This is a genomic window from Deltaproteobacteria bacterium (assembly GCA_018668695.1).
Classification (GTDB): Bacteria; Myxococcota; XYA12-FULL-58-9; order XYA12-FULL-58-9; family JABJBS01; genus JABJBS01.
In genome coordinates, this window is record JABJBS010000368.1 from 17,329 (window position 1) to 36,102 (window position 18,774).

Below are 18,774 nucleotides of genomic sequence, written 5' to 3' on the forward strand. Positions count from 1 at the left end.
TTAAGAGGTTAAAGTTCCAACACTTTGTAGATGGTTTCAATAATCATCTTAGTATCATCAGCCGTTGGCTTACCGCCCTCGCCCTTAGGCTTTTCTAAAACCTCATCAGCACCTTGCCGTCTCGCAGCATCGCCAATGGGACGAAGCGCACCGCCGACCTTGCCAGAGAGCACCACAACTTTGCCCTGGAAATTAGAACGATAATGCCTCAGAAAACCCATGCCATCCCACTCGGGCATCTCTAAATCGAGAAGAACCAAATCGGGAGACAATGCATCAACCTGCTTTACCGCCTGCATACCATCGTTGGCGAAACCACAAACTTCCAGATTATCATCTGCATTTACGATTTCTGCCATGATGTTGCGCATCATTTCCTGGTCATCGACCACCAGAATTTTCTTTTTCGTCATACGAAGCAGAATAAAAGGAAGCGGAGTTAGGCTCAACACCCAAATGCACGTAAAATAAAAACAAAAAAAAGGGGCCATAAGCCCCTGATTTAATTAAAAAAACTGAGTTCTACTGACAGGCCACTGGCATTGAAAATCCCGGCATCCCCATCGAAAGTGGCTCTACGGTCATACGAACCATCGGTAAAGCCTCCACACAGGCGGCATCGTCCATGCCTGAAATCTCGATTTTAAACTGACAAGTGGCTCCACCTGCCTGACAAAAAACGGTTGCAAGTGCAGCGTGGCAATCTAGTAACTTCTGACAACTGCCCGGCACCACAACAACTGGCGACGCTGAAACCTGAATATTCACATTCACCGCGGGAGCGGAAGCCGGAGCCGGAGCTGCAACCGCTGTTGCTTTTTTGAGCCATTCGTAAGCCTTCTGAGACGCAGCCTGCATGCGTGCACCTACTTCATGCTCTGGAACCTTGCCATCCTGAACCATGACACCAATTAGAATATTCGGCCCTCCCGTAAACTCTGGATCCGCCACGTATTGAATCTCTGTGGCCGTATCGAAAGCAATGTGCAGCCGATCTCCATTGGACTGAACCTGGTAACCCTCTTGCGACGCCAGAGGCCCAATATTACCAAAGACGGTCACTGCTTGGGTAATTGGTACATTGGTCGGATAGGTGGCCGTAGCACACGCACTTAAGAACAACACCCCCAATAAGACTCCAATTTTTTTCATTTAAACTGTTCCTTTCTTCGAGGGTAGAACCATCGATGACTATTTTGAGAGATATCATGTCATGTTTCTTAGAGTGGAACCACTGCCCCATCTTTCAGAAAAGAACCCACTTCTTTCACTTTACCGATGACAATGCACCGTGTTAAGTCGTGGTCTAATATTCAGGACCAATTTAATCCGGGGTAAAATATGTTTAAGCTGCGTTATAAAGCGGACCGCCGCACGCTGGGGTTTGTAGGCTTTTATTTCTTCCTACTGATTTTCCAATGGATCACGGTGCCCACCAATCCCTGGATAGCCGTTCCCCTCTTTATCGCCACCTGCATCTGGTCGTGGTTTTGCGCAATCATCACCCACAACACGATTCACTGCCCCATTTTCAAGAACAAGAAAATGAATAGCTGGTTTCAAATCATCCTGAGTTTAACCTACGGCAACCCTGTAAGCTCTTATGTTTCGGGGCATAATTTGAGCCACCACCGCTATACGCAAAAGCCTAAAGACATCATGAGAACAACCAAGGTTCGGTTCTCTTGGAATTTTCTGAATCTCTTGTTCTTTTTTCCCGCGGTTATCCCCGCAATTGTCTCCAACGACTTCCAATTCTCAAAGATGATGAAGAATCGCCGGCCACGCTGGTACCGTCAGTTCATGCTGGAGAGCGCCGTCTTCTACACCGTATCGGCTACCCTGCTCGTCTTAGATTGGCGTAAATTCCTCGTCTACTGGTTCGTTCCACATATTTGGGCTGCCTGGGGAATCGTCAGTATTAACTTTTTGCAGCACGATGGTTGCGACGAAGATTCAGAGTTCAACCACAGCCGCAACTTTGTTGGAAAAACCTTCGGCTGGTTTACCTTCAACAATGGTTTTCACACCATCCACCATATCAAGCCAGGCCTCCATTGGAGCTTACTGCGCGAGATTCATGACCGTGATGTTGTGCCCCATATGCACCCGTCCCTCAATCAAGCCTCTATATTTCAATATAGCTTTCACGCCTTCATTCTGCCTGGCCGCCGTACCCGCTTCGATGGCGAGGCTTTGGTCATACCAAAATCAGAAAAAGACCAGGATTGGTTCCCCAAACTCGGTGAGTCCATCAATCCAGGCGATCTTGGGGCCGAAGACGCCTGAAAAAACCCCGCTTACCTCATTTTACACTTGTCGGATCGTGAACCGGGCGCTTAAGGTACGCTTTCAAAAGACCAATGTGGGCTCCGGGGGTACCTGGGCTTACATCGACTGCCAGATTGTCCGGGGGGACATATATGAAAACCGTATCGACTTTAGTTGCGTTCGCAATGCTTATGGGCTGTTCTGCTGAAGAAATTCAGACACCAGAAATCACCAACACCCGTCATTACACTTATAAATCGATTGCTGGAGTCAGCATGGGCGGCGGAGCAGCAGCTTACCTCGCCCTCTCCCAACCCGAGAAATGGGACTCCATCGGTATCCTTGGCGCACCCCTTATCGACCAGACTTCCATGAACCGAATGATTCAGAGAAGCTGGTTGGGCGGATTTTGCAGCTACGAAACCATGACCGAGTTTCTCGAGGCGGGTAAAAGCCTCAACAGCGAAGAGACCTACTGTGGAATCTACTCGGAGCAGCCGGGAGCCAACCTCCTCGCAGAGCGAGCCATGGTGCCAGCAGACATCGTCACCCAAGACATGGACAGACCCATGGAATTTATTTCGGACTACAACAATTGGTGGCGTGGTCCCAACGGCGGCCGAGGTGGTTCGTTTAACCGCATTAGCTTGATGCAGGCGCTCTTGGATATTCAAAAAGGCTTTGGCAACACACTCTACGAAACCAATGCCGATGTGGCCTGGGCAGCTCCCGGTGTCACTGAAGAATGGCTCGCGCAATCCCATGAAGAAAAATGCGCAAATCCAGTCGTTCTAGAAAACTACTTCAATGCCGAATTCAATCCAGAAGGCACCTTCCCCGTTATCACTTTTTGTGAAGGTGAAGAGAGCGACGACAACGCAACGCTTGAGGGTAAACTTGGTCGCATCACTCCAGAAAGCAATCGCTGGTACTCCATGCCAGGTCTACTGGCTGTAGACTACAACGGTAACGGTGTCCGTGATTACAGCGAACCCGTTATTGTGAACGCCCGTGAGCGTTTCGACGACTTTGGCACAGACGCACTTCCAGACGATCTAGAAGAAGGCTACGACGCCATTACCAACCCTGATCCTGCAGGCGACAACTACGACTACTTTCGTAACCCCAGCGGAACCGAAAATAATTACCAGTATGATGGCGGCGAACCCTTTGCTGACTTTGGTCTCGACGGCGTTGCAGATACCGGTGACCACGGCGAAGACGATGATGCCTTTAGTCAATCACAGGCAGTCGAGCACTCCATCGCTTACGACCCGCGCCACCTTCTAAACCAGCTCACTGCCGATGAACTTGGAAGACTCAATATTTATATGGATGCGGGCATTCGCGATTTTCTCAATACGGCTGTCGGCAGCAACGCGTTTTTTGCACATTTAAAAACCAAAGTTCCCCAAGACTACTCAAGCACCTACAACGAGTTCAGCGAGCTGGCTCAAGACGGCGAAGACTTTGACCCATCTATGGTCCCAGCAGAAAAAGTGAACCAGTACACTTATATCCGGTACGGAAATCTTGAAGCTTCTGCATTCGATATCGCGCAAGGTGATGGTAACCATGTTGGCACAGCGAACCAGGTCATCGACCGGATGTTGTCTGCCATGAGTATTGCTCAGCAGCAGTGGCCCAACGCCAACCTCTCCACGAAACCGTCCAACCCAATTGGCGATCCGGCCTACGCAAATAGCGATAGCTACGAAAGCGCCACACTCGGCAAAACGAAGGAATTTAGCTATCTCTTGCCACCAGGATACTTCGACCCAGAAAATGCAGACGAGACATACCCCGTATTTTTCTTTCTTCACGGGCAAGGTCAAAAACACAGGGATCTTCTAGGAGCGTCACTCATCATGCTATCCAACATGGTGGAGTCGCAAAGTGTGGGCGTCTCAAAATGGGCTAAATTCATCACTATCTTTCCAGACGGAAAGTGTGAGTCCGGTATTTGCGACAAAGGAAACTTCTGGGTCGACTTCGCAAGCGGGAAATCGGATGAGCGTTTCTACACTGATTTTTACGAATTGGTGGATGTGGTCGATGCGCGCTTTAGAACGCGTTCACCTGAGGAAGTGGAAGTACCCTAAACCGGTCAAACTTGTTTGAATCTACGCCGAGCGTGGCTTTAAACGACGCTCATCTGAACCGTCGTCAGCCAAACAGCCAAGCCATTCATATGGGTTCTCAAGCACACGATTCACTGTTGCCATTCCGTAACTCGCCGTAAGGCCATCATCAATTCGCTCGTCGTAAGTCCAGCGAATATGAAGTTGCTTTTGTACCTTCACTTCACCGTCTACAACCACTGGCTTCTCTTCAACGCGGCCAACCATCATAAAGAGCGGGCAATTGCCCCACTCAAACAAGTGGTGAAAACCTGCACGCATATTCAGACTGCCTAAGTTGGCAATAAAAATACTCGTAAACATGCCATCGTTTTCAATGAAGCTCTTTGGCAAAAGGTTGTAATAGTCGAGCTTGAAAAACATTCGTACCGCCGCCTCAAGAACCGCGCGCGGAATCAGTGCAAACAAACCAAGTTCTTTATCAGCGTAAGTTTTCTTGCCTGAGCGCTCGACCTTGATTTGGCCGTTCACCCGATCACACAGATCTTTAAAAGTCTCGCCTTGGTCCATCTTCATCTTAACGGCCGACAGCTTCGCTTCTTTATTCAGCTTCTCACGCTTCATACTGAAGGTAAGGTAAGCCCCTTTTCGCTTGTAAAGGCGACGCCCCGAAACAAACTGATTCATCTTCGGGTTTTCAGCCATCGCCACCGCGCAGGCAGCAACCAAACAATGAGTCATGTTGGCGTTGAATTTGCCTTTGGCTTTTTCGAGGTAGCCAAGAAGATCCTCCACGTTGACGTATTCATCATAATACACCACGGATCCGTTTCGTGACGGCATGATGTAACCCAGCATTTTACGGTAGGGATGAATCTTGGTGACCACGTCACCATCTGGTCGCGAAGATTTCGCATTGGCCAATAGCCAAACCAAAACCAATCCAATCAAACTCCACTCGAGGTTACCCATGGTCTCTCTCCATTGTGTCCAGGATCATACTGGCCGAGGTGGTATCATCAAGTGTCCCAGTTGTCAGCAATCAATTAAAATTGGTCTGCTATCTACTTTCCAATTCAAGACCCCTAGGCTATAAGCCGAGCATTCGAAGGGGCCATTCTTGCCCTTTGTTGCAACCGATTTAACGAGGACAGTTTCCGGATGAGCGGCGAAACCAGAACAGGGCGGGACCTGATCAGCGCTACCCGAAAATACGCGAAAGAAGATAAAGCTAAGAGCTGGTGGTATACCTTATCCACTTTTGGGCTCTGGGCGACTTGCAGCCTACTCGCAGCGATTCTACCGACTTGGCCGGCCCAAACAGCTGCCGCCATTATTGCTGGGATGATTTTCGTACGCGCATTTATTCTCTACCATGACCATGTTCACGGAGCTCTTTTGAGCCGTAGTAAAAGCGCGAAGCTCCTCTTCTCTCTGCACGGCCTCTACCAAATGACGCCCCGGACTGTTTGGAAAGAGACGCATAACTATCATCACGCGCATACCGCTAAGATTGCCGGTTCGCATATCGGTTCCTACATGATGGTCACCACACGCATGTGGAACATGATGACGCCGATGCAAAAGCTGAAGTACAAATTCAGCCGCCATCCTCTGACGATTCTCTTTGGTATTTTTACGGTGTTTGTCCTTGGCATGCTTGTCAGTTCACTTGTGCGGGATCCGAAGAAAAATTGGGACTCCTTCGCCTCACTTATTCTGCATACCTGCTTGGCAACTGCTGTACCCTACTTCTTTGGCTGGAATGCATACTTCTTCGGCATCTTCTTGCCATTGGCAATTACCTGCGCAAGCGGAGCATACCTCTTTTACACCCAGCACAATTTCCCAGGAATCCACATCGTGGAACGAAAAGACTGGGAATACACGCGCGCTGCCTTAGAGTCATCGAGCTTCTTTGACTTAAGTCCAATGATGCACTGGTTTACCGGAAACATCGGCTACCACCATATCCATCACTTAAACCCATCGATTCCGTTTTACCGCTTACCTGAGGTAATGCGCGATATGCCGGAAACGCAAAACCCTGTTCGGGTTCAACTCACGTTAAAGTCTATGATTGAGTGCTTCAAGCTCAAGCTTTGGGATCCCAAGCAAGGTAAAATGGTCGGTTATCCGTAGACGCCGACTCCATTCTTTTTTCAAACTGAATCAAACACACTAGACTCGCGGACTCTCACTCATTGAGGGCTCAAGTACCTCAAGGGCTCGAAGCTCTTGTGCCAAGGTGTCGGCCGTAAACCGCAGCTGATCTTCAGTGTGTAGAGAGCTTAGGAAAAACCGCAAGCGTGCCGCATCTTCATCCACCGCAGGGTAAACAATTGGCTGCACGTTGATGCCCTTCACTCTTAGGCTCTCTGAGAGCTGCAAAGACTTCATAGAATTGCCTACGATACACGGAACAACCGCAGAGCCTTCACTAAAGCCCGTGTCGATACCGTGTGCCTTAAGTGCCTTCAGGAAGAACTCCGAATTGTGCTGCAAGCGCTTCACATTCTCGGGTTCCTGATTCATCAAGCGAATTGCTTCCAAAGCCGCGGCTGAGTTGGCCGGGCTAATCCCCGCCGAGAACACAAAGCCTGGCGTGGTATATTTTAAGTACTCAACCAACGCTGCGCTTGCGCCGATATAACCACCGCAACTAGCAAAAGACTTCGAGAGCGTACCCATCCAGATATCCACCTGATCGCCGCGTGTTCCAAAATGCTCACGAATACCGCCTCCGGTCCCGCCGAGAACACCAGCACTGTGCGCTTCATCTACGAAGAGAAGACACTTGTACTTATCACGCATCTCAATGAACCTCGGCAGGTTCGCGATATCACCATCCATAGAGTAAACACCCTCGATGGCAATCACACACTTTTCAAAGTGGGGACGAAGCTGTGAGAGAATCTTATCGAGTTCTTCCCAATCATCGTGATGGAATGGCCGGCGCTTGGCACCGCTTAAGAGCGCGCCTTGCATGATCGAGTTGTGGGCCAGCGAATCGTGAACAATCAAATCCTTCTCGCCAAACAAATGACCAATCACCGATTCATTGGTGTGGTGTCCGCTGGAGAAAATAAGCGCCGATTCTACCTGCAAGAGTTTCGCAAGTTCTTCTTCAAGCTGACCGTGTAAAGGTCTTTCGCCCGATGCTACGCGGCTTGCAGATACCGATGTGCCATATCTTGCAATCGCATCTTGGGCTGCCTGCACCACTTGAGGGTGGCCTGAGTAACCAAGATAATTGTAGCTTGAAAAGTTCACCATTTCATGGCCCGCTACAACCGAAACATCCCGCGCCGTGCCCTCATGTACACTGAAGAATGGGTTTTGGAGGCCCATGGCTTCGGTCATCTTGAGGCGTTCCGCAAATGCTTGAACCTCGGGAAAAGCTTCTACCTTATAATGCTGATCCTGAACTTCACTCACCGAGTCGTCGGCCTCTGAAGTACTCTCTTGGGAGGCAGACTCAAAAACCTGCGCTTCTACATTTTCTAATATCGCGAACAAATCACCGTTAGCATCGGTGTATCGAATCGAACCGGTGAAAGACGAATCTCCGACTTCAACAGAGACCACGTGGCAATAAATCGTATCACCCGAGAAAGGCTTTACATGAATGAACCGTCCGAATCCTACTGGAAACGCTGCCTTCTTATGAAAGTGCCACATCCAATAGGCAACCAACTGAAAACTCCCATCAACAACCAAGGGGTCTACAGCCCAGGCGCTGCGTATAGACATCGGTACCCAGTCAGATGGCTTTGATGTTTTCACCAAGCCCTTCACCCCGTGTTGGTCCATGGCCGTAATCGACTCAACGCCATGTAAGAGCGGTCCATGAAAAGTATGCTCAGCATAAAAGTCTTCGAGCGCGAGCGGCAATTCAGGAAGAACCGATGGTTGAACCGCAAAGGTTTCACCCTCCTCTTGCCAATCGGCCATAGACTCGATTTGCGCCTTATATGCGAGCGCCTTCTTACCATCCTCTACCGTCTGCTTAAGCTCCCACGTCGCCTTCAGTACACCATCAACATCGTGACGTGATGAGGATGTTTCACCTTCCAATAAAACCGGAGAATTGGCCACCACCCCTTGGTAGAGTTTAAGATCTCGAACCTCGTGCACGCCATTATCACATAGCTCGAGAGCAACCTGACAAACCTGGTCTAACGCTACTGCAAGAGGCATGACCGGCTCACCTTTTAAGCGGTGGTCTTCCAAGTATGGGTGCGTAAGCGTGGAAAGCACTTCCGAAGTAGCCAAAGAGCTGGTCTCCAACGCCACCCGTCCCCCAACCAGAACTTCCCCTCTTGTCCCGCTGGACAACACTTCGTCTAGTAATTCAAATCCTTCATCGTCTTGTAGAAACCGAACGCCCTGGCTTTCCATGGCTTTACGGACCGGCGAGGGAATCGTCTGAGCCATCGACGAATCTTCCCAAGGCGGCCACATCACCGACGTCACACAGAGGTCTTTTCGTTCACGCCCGACAAAGGTAAGAGCACGGTTCAGCCACTCGTTTGCAGCGCTGTAATCAGTTTGTCCAACATTCCCAAAACGTCCCGACCATGATGAGTAACCCACCATAAACCGCAAAGGTTCATGTTCGAGGGCCTGCATCGTATTCAAAAGGCCCAAAGCTTTGGTGTTAAAAACCGTCCGCAAATCTGAAATCGTCTTATCTTCGATGCGCTTATCCCGGATGACACCGGCACAATGAATCACTCCTGTCACCGGCCCCAACGACTTCACGGCGTCTAGCTGATCCGCGCTCATCACTGCCTGAACATCCCAGCGAATATAAGTAGCGCGTGAACCCAAGGATTCAATGTCTGCCAATGTCTTGGTGATATCCTGAGCATCGTTCGAATCAGAGCGCCCTGTGAGTACCAAACCGCACTGGTATTTTTTCGCGAAGTGAAGAGCCGTCTTCGCACCAAGGCCGCGTCCGCCACCGGTAATAACAATGACATCATCTTTGCCAATCGTATGACCATCTGCCGAGACATCCGCCACTGGCTCAAGTGAAACCACTTGCCTTCTGCCACCCGTAAACCCAACCTCAACTTCACGATCTGCACAAAAAAGCTCTGCAGTGATTTGCTCGGCTAAACCTGCATCGGAAGGATCAATATCGATAGCTTTAACCAACGCGTGCGGCCATTCCTTAGCCAGCGCCTTGGTAAAACCGACGAGTCCAGATTGCTGCAAAACACGTTCAGCGTAATCGCCTGGTTCAAGGCCGAAGTGACCACCCAACCCGGTTAGGCAAACAAATGCCTTTGCAGAATTGGGCGCAGTTTTGTGCAAGCCTGAAGCCAGCTTATAAGCCACTTCAATAGATGAGCTCAGATCAGACTTAGAACCGCCTGACTCCAGCAGCTTCGCGCAGGCATCAAGACCCGCAAAGTGAAGCACAGAATCGGGCAGTAATTGGTGCTTACCGAGCGTCTCAAAAAGTGCATCAACACTCGTCGGGTTAAGCTGCCAATGAAGAATATCTTCACTAAGTGGTCCTTCAGCATCCCCTGGCGTTCCCATGGAATCAATCAATACTACCTGTAACCCAAAATCCTTAAGAACCAGCGCTGTTGCGTCCGCAACACCACCACTGTCGCGGGTGAGTAGTACCAAATCTCCCAAACGTTCTGGAGATGCCGGCAACAAACTAATTGGGCGTGCAGACAACACGGGTTGATACCGCATCAACACATCGTTGATCACTTCATCACCCGCTGAATCTGATTGATTCAGAACCTGAGTAAGATGCGCTGCAATGTCTTCAATCGAGGTCTGCTCACTCATCAGTGACTGCGGAATACCGCCTTCTAGCTCCTTAAACCGTGCATCGACTTTCGAACTCAACTCCACGAACATCAGTGAATCAAAACCAAGGTCTGCAGACAAACGTTGCGTTGGTTTAAGAGCGCTCGCAGGAAATGCGCTTACATCCGACACCAGCTCAGAGACAATCTTAAGCACTGCATCCAAGGCCCACTCGTTAAGCTCCGTTGTTACCGGCGCAGCTTGCTTGGCAACTGGCTCGGTTTCAACGATTGATTCCTGGTTAGGCGTTACCGCAACCTTGTTTAGGTTCTGCCGTGCAGCTGCGAAATCAACTTCGCCGGTACCGCCGGAAAGAATCGCTGTTTGCTGTGCTAGAATTTCGGCATGCGTCGCTAAGATACTTGCTTGCTCCCGAAACAATTCGACAAGCTGCGCCTGTTCTCCCGTTGCCTTAGATTCAGCAGCCGGAGCAGCCAGATCGTCTTCGGTCACATTGGCTGGGCGAAGCGCGATGACCTTTTCCTGAACCACCCAATAGGGTTCTTTTTCGAGAAGCGTCTCGGGCAGCGTCACCAATGTGTTCGTTTCGCTTGGATACAACGCCTCCCACTGAATATCACAACCCAAACTAAAAAGTTGGCCCAGCGCTCGCATGAGCGTTCTTTCGCCATCGTGTTTAGAATGATGAAGTTGAACCACATGGGCTCGGTCGCTTAGGGTACCCTTCGCAAATGATGTGAGAGTTTTACCTGCGCCGACTTCGAGAAAAACATTCGCACCTTCTTCAAGAGCGGTTTCTAAACAGCCTACAAAATCTACGGGCGCAGTCGCGTGCCGACTGAAGACACTTTGAATGGAGTCCTCACCCTGAGCCGCATTATAGGGGTTTGCAGTAATCGCGGAGACTACAACCTTGTCCGCACCGAGGATTTCAAGCTCCTCGATCAACTGATCTACATCACCGGTTACGCCCTCAACCACGGGGGAATGAAATGCATGGGATACTCGTAAAAGCTTCGCCGCAATCTTGGCAGCCTTGAGTTCCTCAACCGCACGTTCCACAGCCGCAGTGGTCCCAGAGATGACCGTTTGTCTTGGATGATTAATATTCGCAACCTCAACGCCGTCAATTTTAGCAATGACTGCTTCAGTCTCGCTCCGGCCAGCCATCGAAGCGGCCATCGCGCCGAAATCATTAAGCTCAAGTTCAGCCATAAGTTTGCCGCGTTTAGCAACAAACTGAAGAGTTTGGCTCTCACTAAGAATTCCCCCGGATGCTGCAGCGACAAATTCACCAAGGCTATGACCCAGCGTGATCTCAGCATCGATGCCAAGACTTTCTAGAAACTGTCCCAAAGCGAGACCCAGTGCCGCCATCGTGGGCTGGCAAACCTGAGTGGCTTTCAGCGCATCCTCGGCTGCCTCTAAAGATTCCTTTGTGCCATCTAGCTCGGGATAAAGGTAAGTCAGAAGTGGCTTGGGCAGAATGCTCTCTACCGCTTGTGCCAATGAATCGAGTGTTTCTTTAAATTGAGCCGAGCGCTCATACAGGCCACGCAATAAGCCTACGCGCTGAGCCCCTTGTCCCGGGAACATCCATGCAAGTCTCGGAGTTTTCTTTTGGGCTTCATGGTCAACCAGCACGAGGTCCGGGCCTAGAATCCCAGGAACCACGCCATTGCTTGCATGCGCTGAAAGTTCTTGTAACTGCGTAACAAACTCATCTCGGTTTGCTGCCACGATCACAGCTCGAAATCGTTCAAACTTTCGTGTCGTGTTCAACGTGCCCGCGATATCTTCGATTGACCCATGCTTAGCGAACCCCACCTGAACCGCCTCCGCCAATTCAAGTGCGTGCTGACCCAGAAGATCTAATGAAGGTCCCGTCACAACGAGTGCATGCGCCGGCGAAACGTCTTGTGTCCATCCTGAGACATAAACAGCAGGGCGACTCTTCGCGGGCGTAGCTTCTTCCAGAACGACGTGGCAGTTGGTGCCACCAAAGCCGAACGAACTCACAGCGGCGCGGCGCGGCGTATTCCCGCGCACCCAAGGTGTCTGTTCACGAGCGATATCGAATGGAGTATCATCTAGCCCAAGCTTAGGATGAGGATTCTCAAAAGCGGCTTGAGGTGGTATCACCCCGTGTTTCATCACCATCACCGCTTTAATCAAACCTGCGATGCCTGCCGCGCTCATAGTATGACCGATATTTGCCTTAACTGAAGACAGCCATACCTTCTCTGGAGCTGACGCGTCTTTGCACATTGCCTGCTCAAGTGCTCCCACTTCGACGGGATCACCGACCGGGGTTGCTGTACCGTGGCATTCGACAAATTCAATCGTAGCAGGATCGAAACCCGCATCTTCGTGTGCTTTTTGAATGGCCGAGAGCTGCCCTGCTGGGCTCGGCGCCATAGGGCCGGGACTCCCATTACCATCGTTATTGATGCCCACTCCTCGAATCACAGCATGAACACGGTCACCATCTTCAAGAGCGGTGGAGAGGCGTTTTAAAACAATAATCCCGGAGCCATCACCCTGTAGGAATCCATCAGCTTGTGCATCAAACGGCCTGCACCGACCTTGTTTTGAAATTGCACCGATCCGCGAAAAACAAACGAGATTGAGTGGTGTCAAATTGAGATAAGCACCACCTGCAACCGCGCTATCGCAAAGACCTGCCCGAAGATACGTCACAGCATCGGTAACGGCGACCAATGCAGAAGCACAAGCAGCATCAATACTAAAGGCGGGACCACCAAGTCCCCACTGATGAGCTATACTGGCTGCTGCCATATTGAGAAGCGTGCCTGGCATCGAGAAGGCAGATAGAGGCGCCAAATTTTCAACAGAGTCTAAAAGTGGCTTTAAGGCCGCTTGGTCTGGTTTATTACCCCAGATGCCCGAAGCCATGCCCAAGGCCATCGTTCGCATACCGAGGATATCCCGATATTCCGATGAACTTAGACCGAGAAAGGTTCCCATTCGGTCTGGATTAAAACCCGCGCCGTTTTCAAAACCCGTTTCGAAATCGAAACGTTCAAGGCCAGCGTCTTGTAGAGCGGCTCGTGCCGTATCCATCAAAAGCCGGTGCTGTGGGTCCATTCCCTGTACACGCTTGGGAGCAATCCCATAGTGCATAGCAGCGAAGTCACGAACGTTTTCGATAAACGCTCCTTTTTGAACGTAAGTTTTATCTAGGTTCCGTGGCACCGGAGAATAAAAGGCATCATTGTCCCAACGGTCTTTTGGAATCTCGCTAAAACACTCTTTACCCGCAACAATATTTTGCCAAAAAGCATCCACATTAGGCGCCTGGGCAAAGCGACAGGCCATACCAACGATAGCAATATCTTGGTCTGGGTTTAAGTCGCTCGAGTTCTCTAAATCGTGGGGGTATGAATTCGCCATTTTACCGCTCTCAAAATGCATATGCAGTTGATTATTTGGAATTCGCTGGAAAACATAAACTCAGCAAAAACGAAGAAGGCGGCCAACGGCCGCCTTCTAAATCATTCGCTGAAACGCTTACGCGCTCGCTCGCGCTTCGGATACCAAAGCATCCGGCGCTACCGACTGAATCACATTTGACAAGTCTGCCAGTGTTTGAACGCGTGCAATCTTTTCATCTGGAAGGTGAATTTCTAATTCCTCTTCAATAAAGCCAATCACTTCCAACATCGCCACTGAGTCAATACCAAGTTCACTGATTTTTTGCTCAACGTTGAGGCTATCATACTTTTTGCGCGCCACTTCCCAGGCTGCCTTTTCAAAAAGAGATACTACTTTTGCTTCTGCTGTCATTGGATACTCCATTTTTCGTTTGTTCGTATTTGTTAAACAAGTCGTCAGGTATTTAGTCGATTCGCTTCAATTGCCACTGAGCGAGAGACTGATAGTGCATTTCGAATGCGCGAACACATGTGCTGAGATAACGGTCGTAATCTTCAAACACTTGCGAGCCCCACTTTTCACGAATGAAATCTTCGCTTCGCTTAAGGCCTTCAAGCCAATGTGCACACGTCTTCTGATAGTCGACGCGTCGCGTAGTCACTTGCTTCACTTCCCAGTATGGATTAACCGCAATAACGATATCTTCGAGACGCGGTGTGATGCCTCCTGGGAAAATTTCATAAGTCATCCAGCCAATGTCTTGGATATCCTTACGGTTACGAGGTGCTCGGTTTCGCAAAATAGTCTGGAGCGCAAAGTGTGCCCCAGGCTTTGTCCATTCATGCGCTAGACGAAAATAATTTCGATAGAGATCGATATGCTCTCCAGCGCGTGCCTGCTCAGGAGTGACCACATGCTCAATCATGCAGATTGAGATAACTGCGTCAAAAAGGCGGTCCGGCTTATAATCCAGGTAGTTCACACAATGTGCAGTGACATTTGGAATCTTCCGAGCATTAATTTCTTCAAACTGTGCTGGACTAAGCGTAATTCCATGAACGTCCTTAACGCCTTTGTCCTGAGCCAAAAATTCAATATTGGCACCCCATCCGCAACCGATATCTAAAATTGAGCCCTCAGGCGTAATTTTGGATTGGTCGTGAAGGAAATTAAGCTTTGCAATCTGTGCTTCATCCAAGTCATCGGTTTCATCGTAAATACCGCAAGTGTAATTCATGCGCTTATCCAGCCAAAGCCGGAAAAACTCGTTACCTACATCATATGAAACCTGAACTTCTGCCTGTGTCGACATGTCTCTTCCTTGGTTACACCACGCTTAAACGCGTGGTCGAATTCTTTTTGTGATTGAGTCTTGAATCCGGCCAACGACCGGTATGGCTACAGCACGCTCTTTCACCGTGTACTTAACGCGGCTCATAAGCGAACGGACCATATGTCTCGCTACGGTTATTGTTTCACCTCGACTACCCATTGCTCGGGAGCCGCCAGTGGCGATTGTTTTGTCGATGTAATGTTGTCTTGTTTTGGAACGCTGTAATTTTCCGCTGGAAGTCTTTGATAGACCACCGGGAACCAAGAGGACAACATCCTCAACATTCAAAAATAATTCGCCGCGCACCGCATCTTTAACTTGCTGTTTCAGGCTCTCTTCGTCGAGCCCAGGGCGGCATTCAGCCACAACGATTAAGTCTTCACTCTGCTCACCCAAAATAGAAAACGCGATGACGTTACCTTTTCGGATTCCCTCAAGATCTGCCACAGCCCACTCAATGGTTTGTGGATCGTAGTTGCGACCGTTTAGAATGATGATGTCTTTTTTGCGACCCGTGACGTAAAGTTCACCCGCAACAGTGTAGCCCAAATCACCGGTCCGAAGACCCCACGGCTTAAAGACGTCTGCTGTTGCTTCTGGATTTTTATAATAACCTGCCGCAATACTGGGTCCGTCAAATACCACTTCGCCTAATGTTCGGTCCGGAAGTACAGTTCCATCCTCAGAACAAATCTTCACGGTGTGTCCGTCTAAAGCCCAACCACAGGTAACATAGTCAAGCTGTCCGCTTGGAGAGTCCATGGTTGAACCCGGTGCATGAGCAACCGTTACGGCACGACCCTCATCTGCGTAAAGCTGGCTATCAACTTGGTCGACTCGAATGGGGTCCTGAAGACGTGAGAAGCTCATCGCCAACGTAGCCTCAGCCATGCCGTAAACAGGGAGCATTGCCTCTGGCTTGAGCCCTGCAGGTGCAAAATGATTAACAAATTTCTCGAGGGTTTCGGGATGATTGGGTTCAGCACCACAGCCCACAATTCGCAACGAACTGAGGTCTAGCTTTGCGAGCTTTTTCTCGGTCGTTCGGCGAACCGCAATGGCGTAAGCAAAGTTGGGTGCAAACGTAGTGGTTCCCTTGTATTTGGTCACTGTCTCTAGCCAAATTGAAGGATGTTTCACAAATGTCAGAGTAGGAATAAAAACACCACTGCAACCCCAAATCAGAGGTGCGAGCATCATACCTATTAAACCCATGTCGTGATAAAGCGGCAGCCAGCTAACGGTGACATCTTTACCAGGCACCATTTCTAGACCCGGTCCCATAATGGAATAAAGGTTAGCGGCGAGTGTTTTGTGTGTCACCACCACGCCTTTGGGCAGCGCTGTGGATCCTGAAGTAAACTGAAGAAAGACAGTGTCATCCGCCTCAACTTTGGCTTCAGGGAAATCCTTCCGAGCTGGGCCTTCTAGCTTATCAATCGTAAGAATTCGCTCGAGAGTTGGAACCTTGTCCACCAAACTCCACAAAATGGTCTGAACTCGGTTATCGGTAAGTAATACAGTAGCATCCGAAGCGCCTAGAATGTTTTCGGCAGTATCAACGTAGCTATCGAGCTTGCCGAACCCCAGCGGTGGATACATTGGCACTGGTACAATACCGACGGTGGTTGCTGCGACGAATGTGAGAATGAATTCTTCAGGATCAGGAATGACAAGCGCCAGCTTATCGCCCTTGCTTAGTCCCAAGGCTTGTAAATGATTTGCTCGCCGCTTTGCTTCAGCCTGTATGTCCTTAAAACTGTAGAACTTTTCAGTACGATCTGGCTGAATAAAGGTAAAGCCGCGGTCCGTGCCTTTCGAGAGTGAAACCACCTCGTCCAGGGCTCGGCCTACGGTCCAATTTGGCTCAAATTCCTTACGTACGCACTTGGATTTTGGCATCCTTGAGTCTCCCCAGTTCTCGTTGGAACTCCCTCAAAAAGGGTGCCCAGAAGACATAGTGGTCTTCGGGCTTAAGGCCGGACTATCAACTCAGTGCACGCAATGTGTCAATATCAAAGCCGATTGGTATTGGATTTATGCCCAATTAACTTTTGGAGGGACAAATTGGTCTACTGGTATGATTTTATTGACCAAAAACTGCGAATGTCGCGCGCAATTGGTCCTGACTTACATCACCGGAGGCTATCTTAAGTACGGAATAGGCCTAAAGGATCAATTTGGGCTTAGTCGGCCGGTCTCACGGAGCCACTCAAGGGTCGGCACCAGCGCATCGGCGGCGCTGCGAAATTCAACGCCCAATTCTTCCCTAGCCTTGCGATTATCCACGAACCAATAACGGGTAGCATATGGAATGACCAAGGGGTTGTAGGGAAGCGGAATCTTCAAAGTTGTGGCCACGGAAGTTATGGCCTTCAGGACTGGGTTGGGGACCGTGATGATGCTGTTTTTCTTCTCAAGCAGACGCAGAGAGAGCTCAGCCAGCTCACGCACTGTTAGGTTATCGCCGCCGAGGATATAGCGCTCGCCGCTGCGACCCTTTTCCAGTGCTCGAATGATGCCCAAAGCAACATCATCGACAAAGACAACACTCGTACCGCCGTTACAAACCAAGACTGGGTTGCTCTGCGCGAAATCGATGAGGTTACCGGCCGTGACCATTGCCTCATCCTTGGGTCCATACACTTCAGCCGGGTTCACAATGACAACCTCTTGGCCGGCAGCAGAAGCCTCCAGGCACAAGTTCTCAGCTCGGTGCTTACATTGTGCATAAACCAACCGCTCGTCGGTAAGCTGAAATGCCGTTTTCTCGTCGAAAATTTCCGGCTGCATAGAGCCGTTTACTGCAATGATGCTTGAACAGAACACAATACGCTTCACACCAGCCTGCTTGGCTGCTTCCAGTACATTGGCCGTTCCCTTAACAACAACTTCTTCCATCACCGGTGAGTTGATGTCGTCCCATGATGAAGGGCTTGCTAGGTGTAACACGCCATCGCAACCTTGCATTCCTTTTTTGAGACACTCAACATCTCGAACATCGCCCTCGAATCGCTCCCATGACAATCCATCGATTCGGGAAGTATCGCTGGTAGGACGAACCAAACAACGAACAGAGTAATCTTGGTCCAATAATTGGCGCACAACACTGGAACCAATGAACCCATGACCACCGGTAACAAATACCCGCATGACAATCTCCAAGGAATTGAGCGAGGTCTTAGCGACCCCGAATTTATGACAGCTTATTTATCAAGTGACGGGGCAAAGGCCGCACCGCCTAACTGATAGACTATTTGTGACGGTATACGATTCGACCACGGGTCAGATCGTAAGGAGACAATGCAACCACGACGCGGTCACCAGGCATAATACGGATGCGAAACTTTCGCATCTTTCCTGAAGTATGAGCCAAAGCCATGTGGCCGTTGCCAAGATCAACGCGAAATGTTGCGTTCCGAAGCTGCTCTATAACATGCCCTTCAACTTCAATTGCGTCTTCACTGGATCCTGACTGCTCTTCTTCAGCATTGTTGCCTTCGTCTTTGGCCATAATACTCGCCTTCTTTATCTCGGGTTTCGCCCGGACATTATTCACATAACCCAAGGGTCATCGTTTCTGCGCTCTTGATAACGCATTTAGCGGCCAACGCAAACATGTATTGCCGCCGTCCATCTCTTTGGAAGGCCGGTCTATAGGGGATACAACCAATTGTCCACCGCCTCAGTTGGCATGTTTATGAACAAATCTTGGACCATCACGTAGCCGCGTCACTCGCGATAAGAAAGCTTAGCGCTGCCCACTGCCCCGCTCGCACAATTATCCAACGAGAGGCATAAACCCTCGTAATCAAATGTTCTTTTAAAGTAAGAGGTCCGGTACCGGCTCACTTGGTGGTTTTTACCTTCTTCGGCTCTCGGCAGCTTTCGGCG

The 18,774-nt window shown here is 49.9% G+C and carries 12 protein-coding genes; 3 read left to right on the forward strand and 9 right to left on the reverse strand.

Annotated features, from left to right (window positions below; translation table 11 throughout):
• Positions 1-8: 8 nt before the first annotated feature.
• Complete coding sequence (locus HOK28_21400; GenBank protein ID MBT6435664.1) at positions 9-413, reverse strand: response regulator; 405 nt, start codon at positions 411-413, stop codon at positions 9-11.
• A gap of 109 nt (positions 414-522) precedes the next feature.
• Complete coding sequence (locus tag HOK28_21405; protein MBT6435665.1) at positions 523-1,152, reverse strand: hypothetical protein; 630 nt, start codon at positions 1,150-1,152, stop codon at positions 523-525.
• 189 nt (positions 1,153-1,341) lie between these two features.
• Here HOK28_21405 and HOK28_21410 point away from each other — a divergent pair, with 189 nt between their 5' ends.
• Entirely contained in the window at positions 1,342-2,289 is a 948-nt protein-coding gene (locus HOK28_21410) for a fatty acid desaturase (GenBank protein ID MBT6435666.1), read from the forward strand.
• A gap of 134 nt (positions 2,290-2,423) precedes the next feature.
• On the forward strand, positions 2,424-4,373 hold the full coding sequence (locus HOK28_21415) for a hypothetical protein (protein ID MBT6435667.1): 1,950 nt from the start codon (positions 2,424-2,426) through the stop codon (positions 4,371-4,373).
• Between the two features lie 21 nt (positions 4,374-4,394).
• On the opposite strand, the gene HOK28_21420 is transcribed toward HOK28_21415, so the two are convergent.
• Positions 4,395-5,324: a hypothetical protein gene (locus HOK28_21420; protein ID MBT6435668.1), complete on the reverse strand. Its 930-nt coding sequence runs from the start codon at positions 5,322-5,324 to the stop codon at positions 4,395-4,397.
• Positions 5,325-5,513: 189 nt separating this feature from the next.
• Between HOK28_21420 and HOK28_21425 the strand changes: the two genes are divergently transcribed.
• The gene (locus HOK28_21425; protein ID MBT6435669.1) at positions 5,514-6,494 is read left to right on the forward strand and encodes a fatty acid desaturase; all 981 of its coding nucleotides are present in this window, start codon (positions 5,514-5,516) and stop codon (positions 6,492-6,494) included.
• 39 nt (positions 6,495-6,533) lie between these two features.
• Here the strand turns inward: HOK28_21425 and HOK28_21430 are convergent, their stop codons facing one another.
• From HOK28_21430 to infA, 6 genes are all read right to left on the reverse strand, one after another.
• Positions 6,534-13,565 (reverse strand): aminotransferase class I/II-fold pyridoxal phosphate-dependent enzyme, encoded by a 7,032-nt coding sequence (locus HOK28_21430; GenBank protein MBT6435670.1) that lies wholly within the window; start codon positions 13,563-13,565, stop codon positions 6,534-6,536.
• Between the two features lie 117 nt (positions 13,566-13,682).
• Complete coding sequence (locus tag HOK28_21435; GenBank protein MBT6435671.1) at positions 13,683-13,958, reverse strand: acyl carrier protein; 276 nt, start codon at positions 13,956-13,958, stop codon at positions 13,683-13,685.
• A 52-nt stretch (positions 13,959-14,010) separates the two neighbouring features.
• Positions 14,011-14,859 (reverse strand): class I SAM-dependent methyltransferase, encoded by an 849-nt coding sequence (locus HOK28_21440; GenBank protein MBT6435672.1) that lies wholly within the window; start codon positions 14,857-14,859, stop codon positions 14,011-14,013.
• A 24-nt stretch (positions 14,860-14,883) separates the two neighbouring features.
• On the reverse strand, positions 14,884-16,782 hold the full coding sequence (locus HOK28_21445) for a fatty acyl-AMP ligase (protein ID MBT6435673.1): 1,899 nt from the start codon (positions 16,780-16,782) through the stop codon (positions 14,884-14,886).
• A 273-nt stretch (positions 16,783-17,055) separates the two neighbouring features.
• On the reverse strand, positions 17,056-18,033 hold the full coding sequence (locus HOK28_21450) for an NAD-dependent epimerase/dehydratase family protein (protein ID MBT6435674.1): 978 nt from the start codon (positions 18,031-18,033) through the stop codon (positions 17,056-17,058).
• A gap of 100 nt (positions 18,034-18,133) precedes the next feature.
• The gene (gene infA / locus HOK28_21455) at positions 18,134-18,394 is read right to left on the reverse strand and encodes a translation initiation factor IF-1 (GenBank protein MBT6435675.1); all 261 of its coding nucleotides are present in this window, start codon (positions 18,392-18,394) and stop codon (positions 18,134-18,136) included.
• Positions 18,395-18,774: the final 380 nt, after the last annotated feature.

What these genes read in the sequence shown, in the direction of transcription:
- HOK28_21450 (MBT6435674.1), bottom strand. Translation starts at nt 18,033, where the DNA reads ATGCGGGTATTTGTTACCGGTGGTCATGGGTTCATTGGTTCCAGTGTT.
- HOK28_21430 (MBT6435670.1), bottom strand. Translation starts at nt 13,565, where the DNA reads ATGGCGAATTCATACCCCCACGATTTAGAGAACTCGAGCGACTTAAAC.
- HOK28_21435 (MBT6435671.1), bottom strand. Translation starts at nt 13,958, where the DNA reads ATGACAGCAGAAGCAAAAGTAGTATCTCTTTTTGAAAAGGCAGCCTGG.
- HOK28_21405 (MBT6435665.1), bottom strand. Translation starts at nt 1,152, where the DNA reads ATGAAAAAAATTGGAGTCTTATTGGGGGTGTTGTTCTTAAGTGCGTGT.
- HOK28_21440 (MBT6435672.1), bottom strand. Translation starts at nt 14,859, where the DNA reads ATGTCGACACAGGCAGAAGTTCAGGTTTCATATGATGTAGGTAACGAG.
- HOK28_21445 (MBT6435673.1), bottom strand. Translation starts at nt 16,782, where the DNA reads ATGCCAAAATCCAAGTGCGTACGTAAGGAATTTGAGCCAAATTGGACC.
- HOK28_21415 (MBT6435667.1), top strand. Translation starts at nt 2,424, where the DNA reads ATGAAAACCGTATCGACTTTAGTTGCGTTCGCAATGCTTATGGGCTGT.
- infA (MBT6435675.1), bottom strand. Translation starts at nt 18,394, where the DNA reads ATGGCCAAAGACGAAGGCAACAATGCTGAAGAAGAGCAGTCAGGATCC.
- HOK28_21425 (MBT6435669.1), top strand. Translation starts at nt 5,514, where the DNA reads ATGAGCGGCGAAACCAGAACAGGGCGGGACCTGATCAGCGCTACCCGA.
- HOK28_21420 (MBT6435668.1), bottom strand. Translation starts at nt 5,324, where the DNA reads ATGGGTAACCTCGAGTGGAGTTTGATTGGATTGGTTTTGGTTTGGCTA.
- HOK28_21400 (MBT6435664.1), bottom strand. Translation starts at nt 413, where the DNA reads ATGACGAAAAAGAAAATTCTGGTGGTCGATGACCAGGAAATGATGCGC.
- HOK28_21410 (MBT6435666.1), top strand. Translation starts at nt 1,342, where the DNA reads ATGTTTAAGCTGCGTTATAAAGCGGACCGCCGCACGCTGGGGTTTGTA.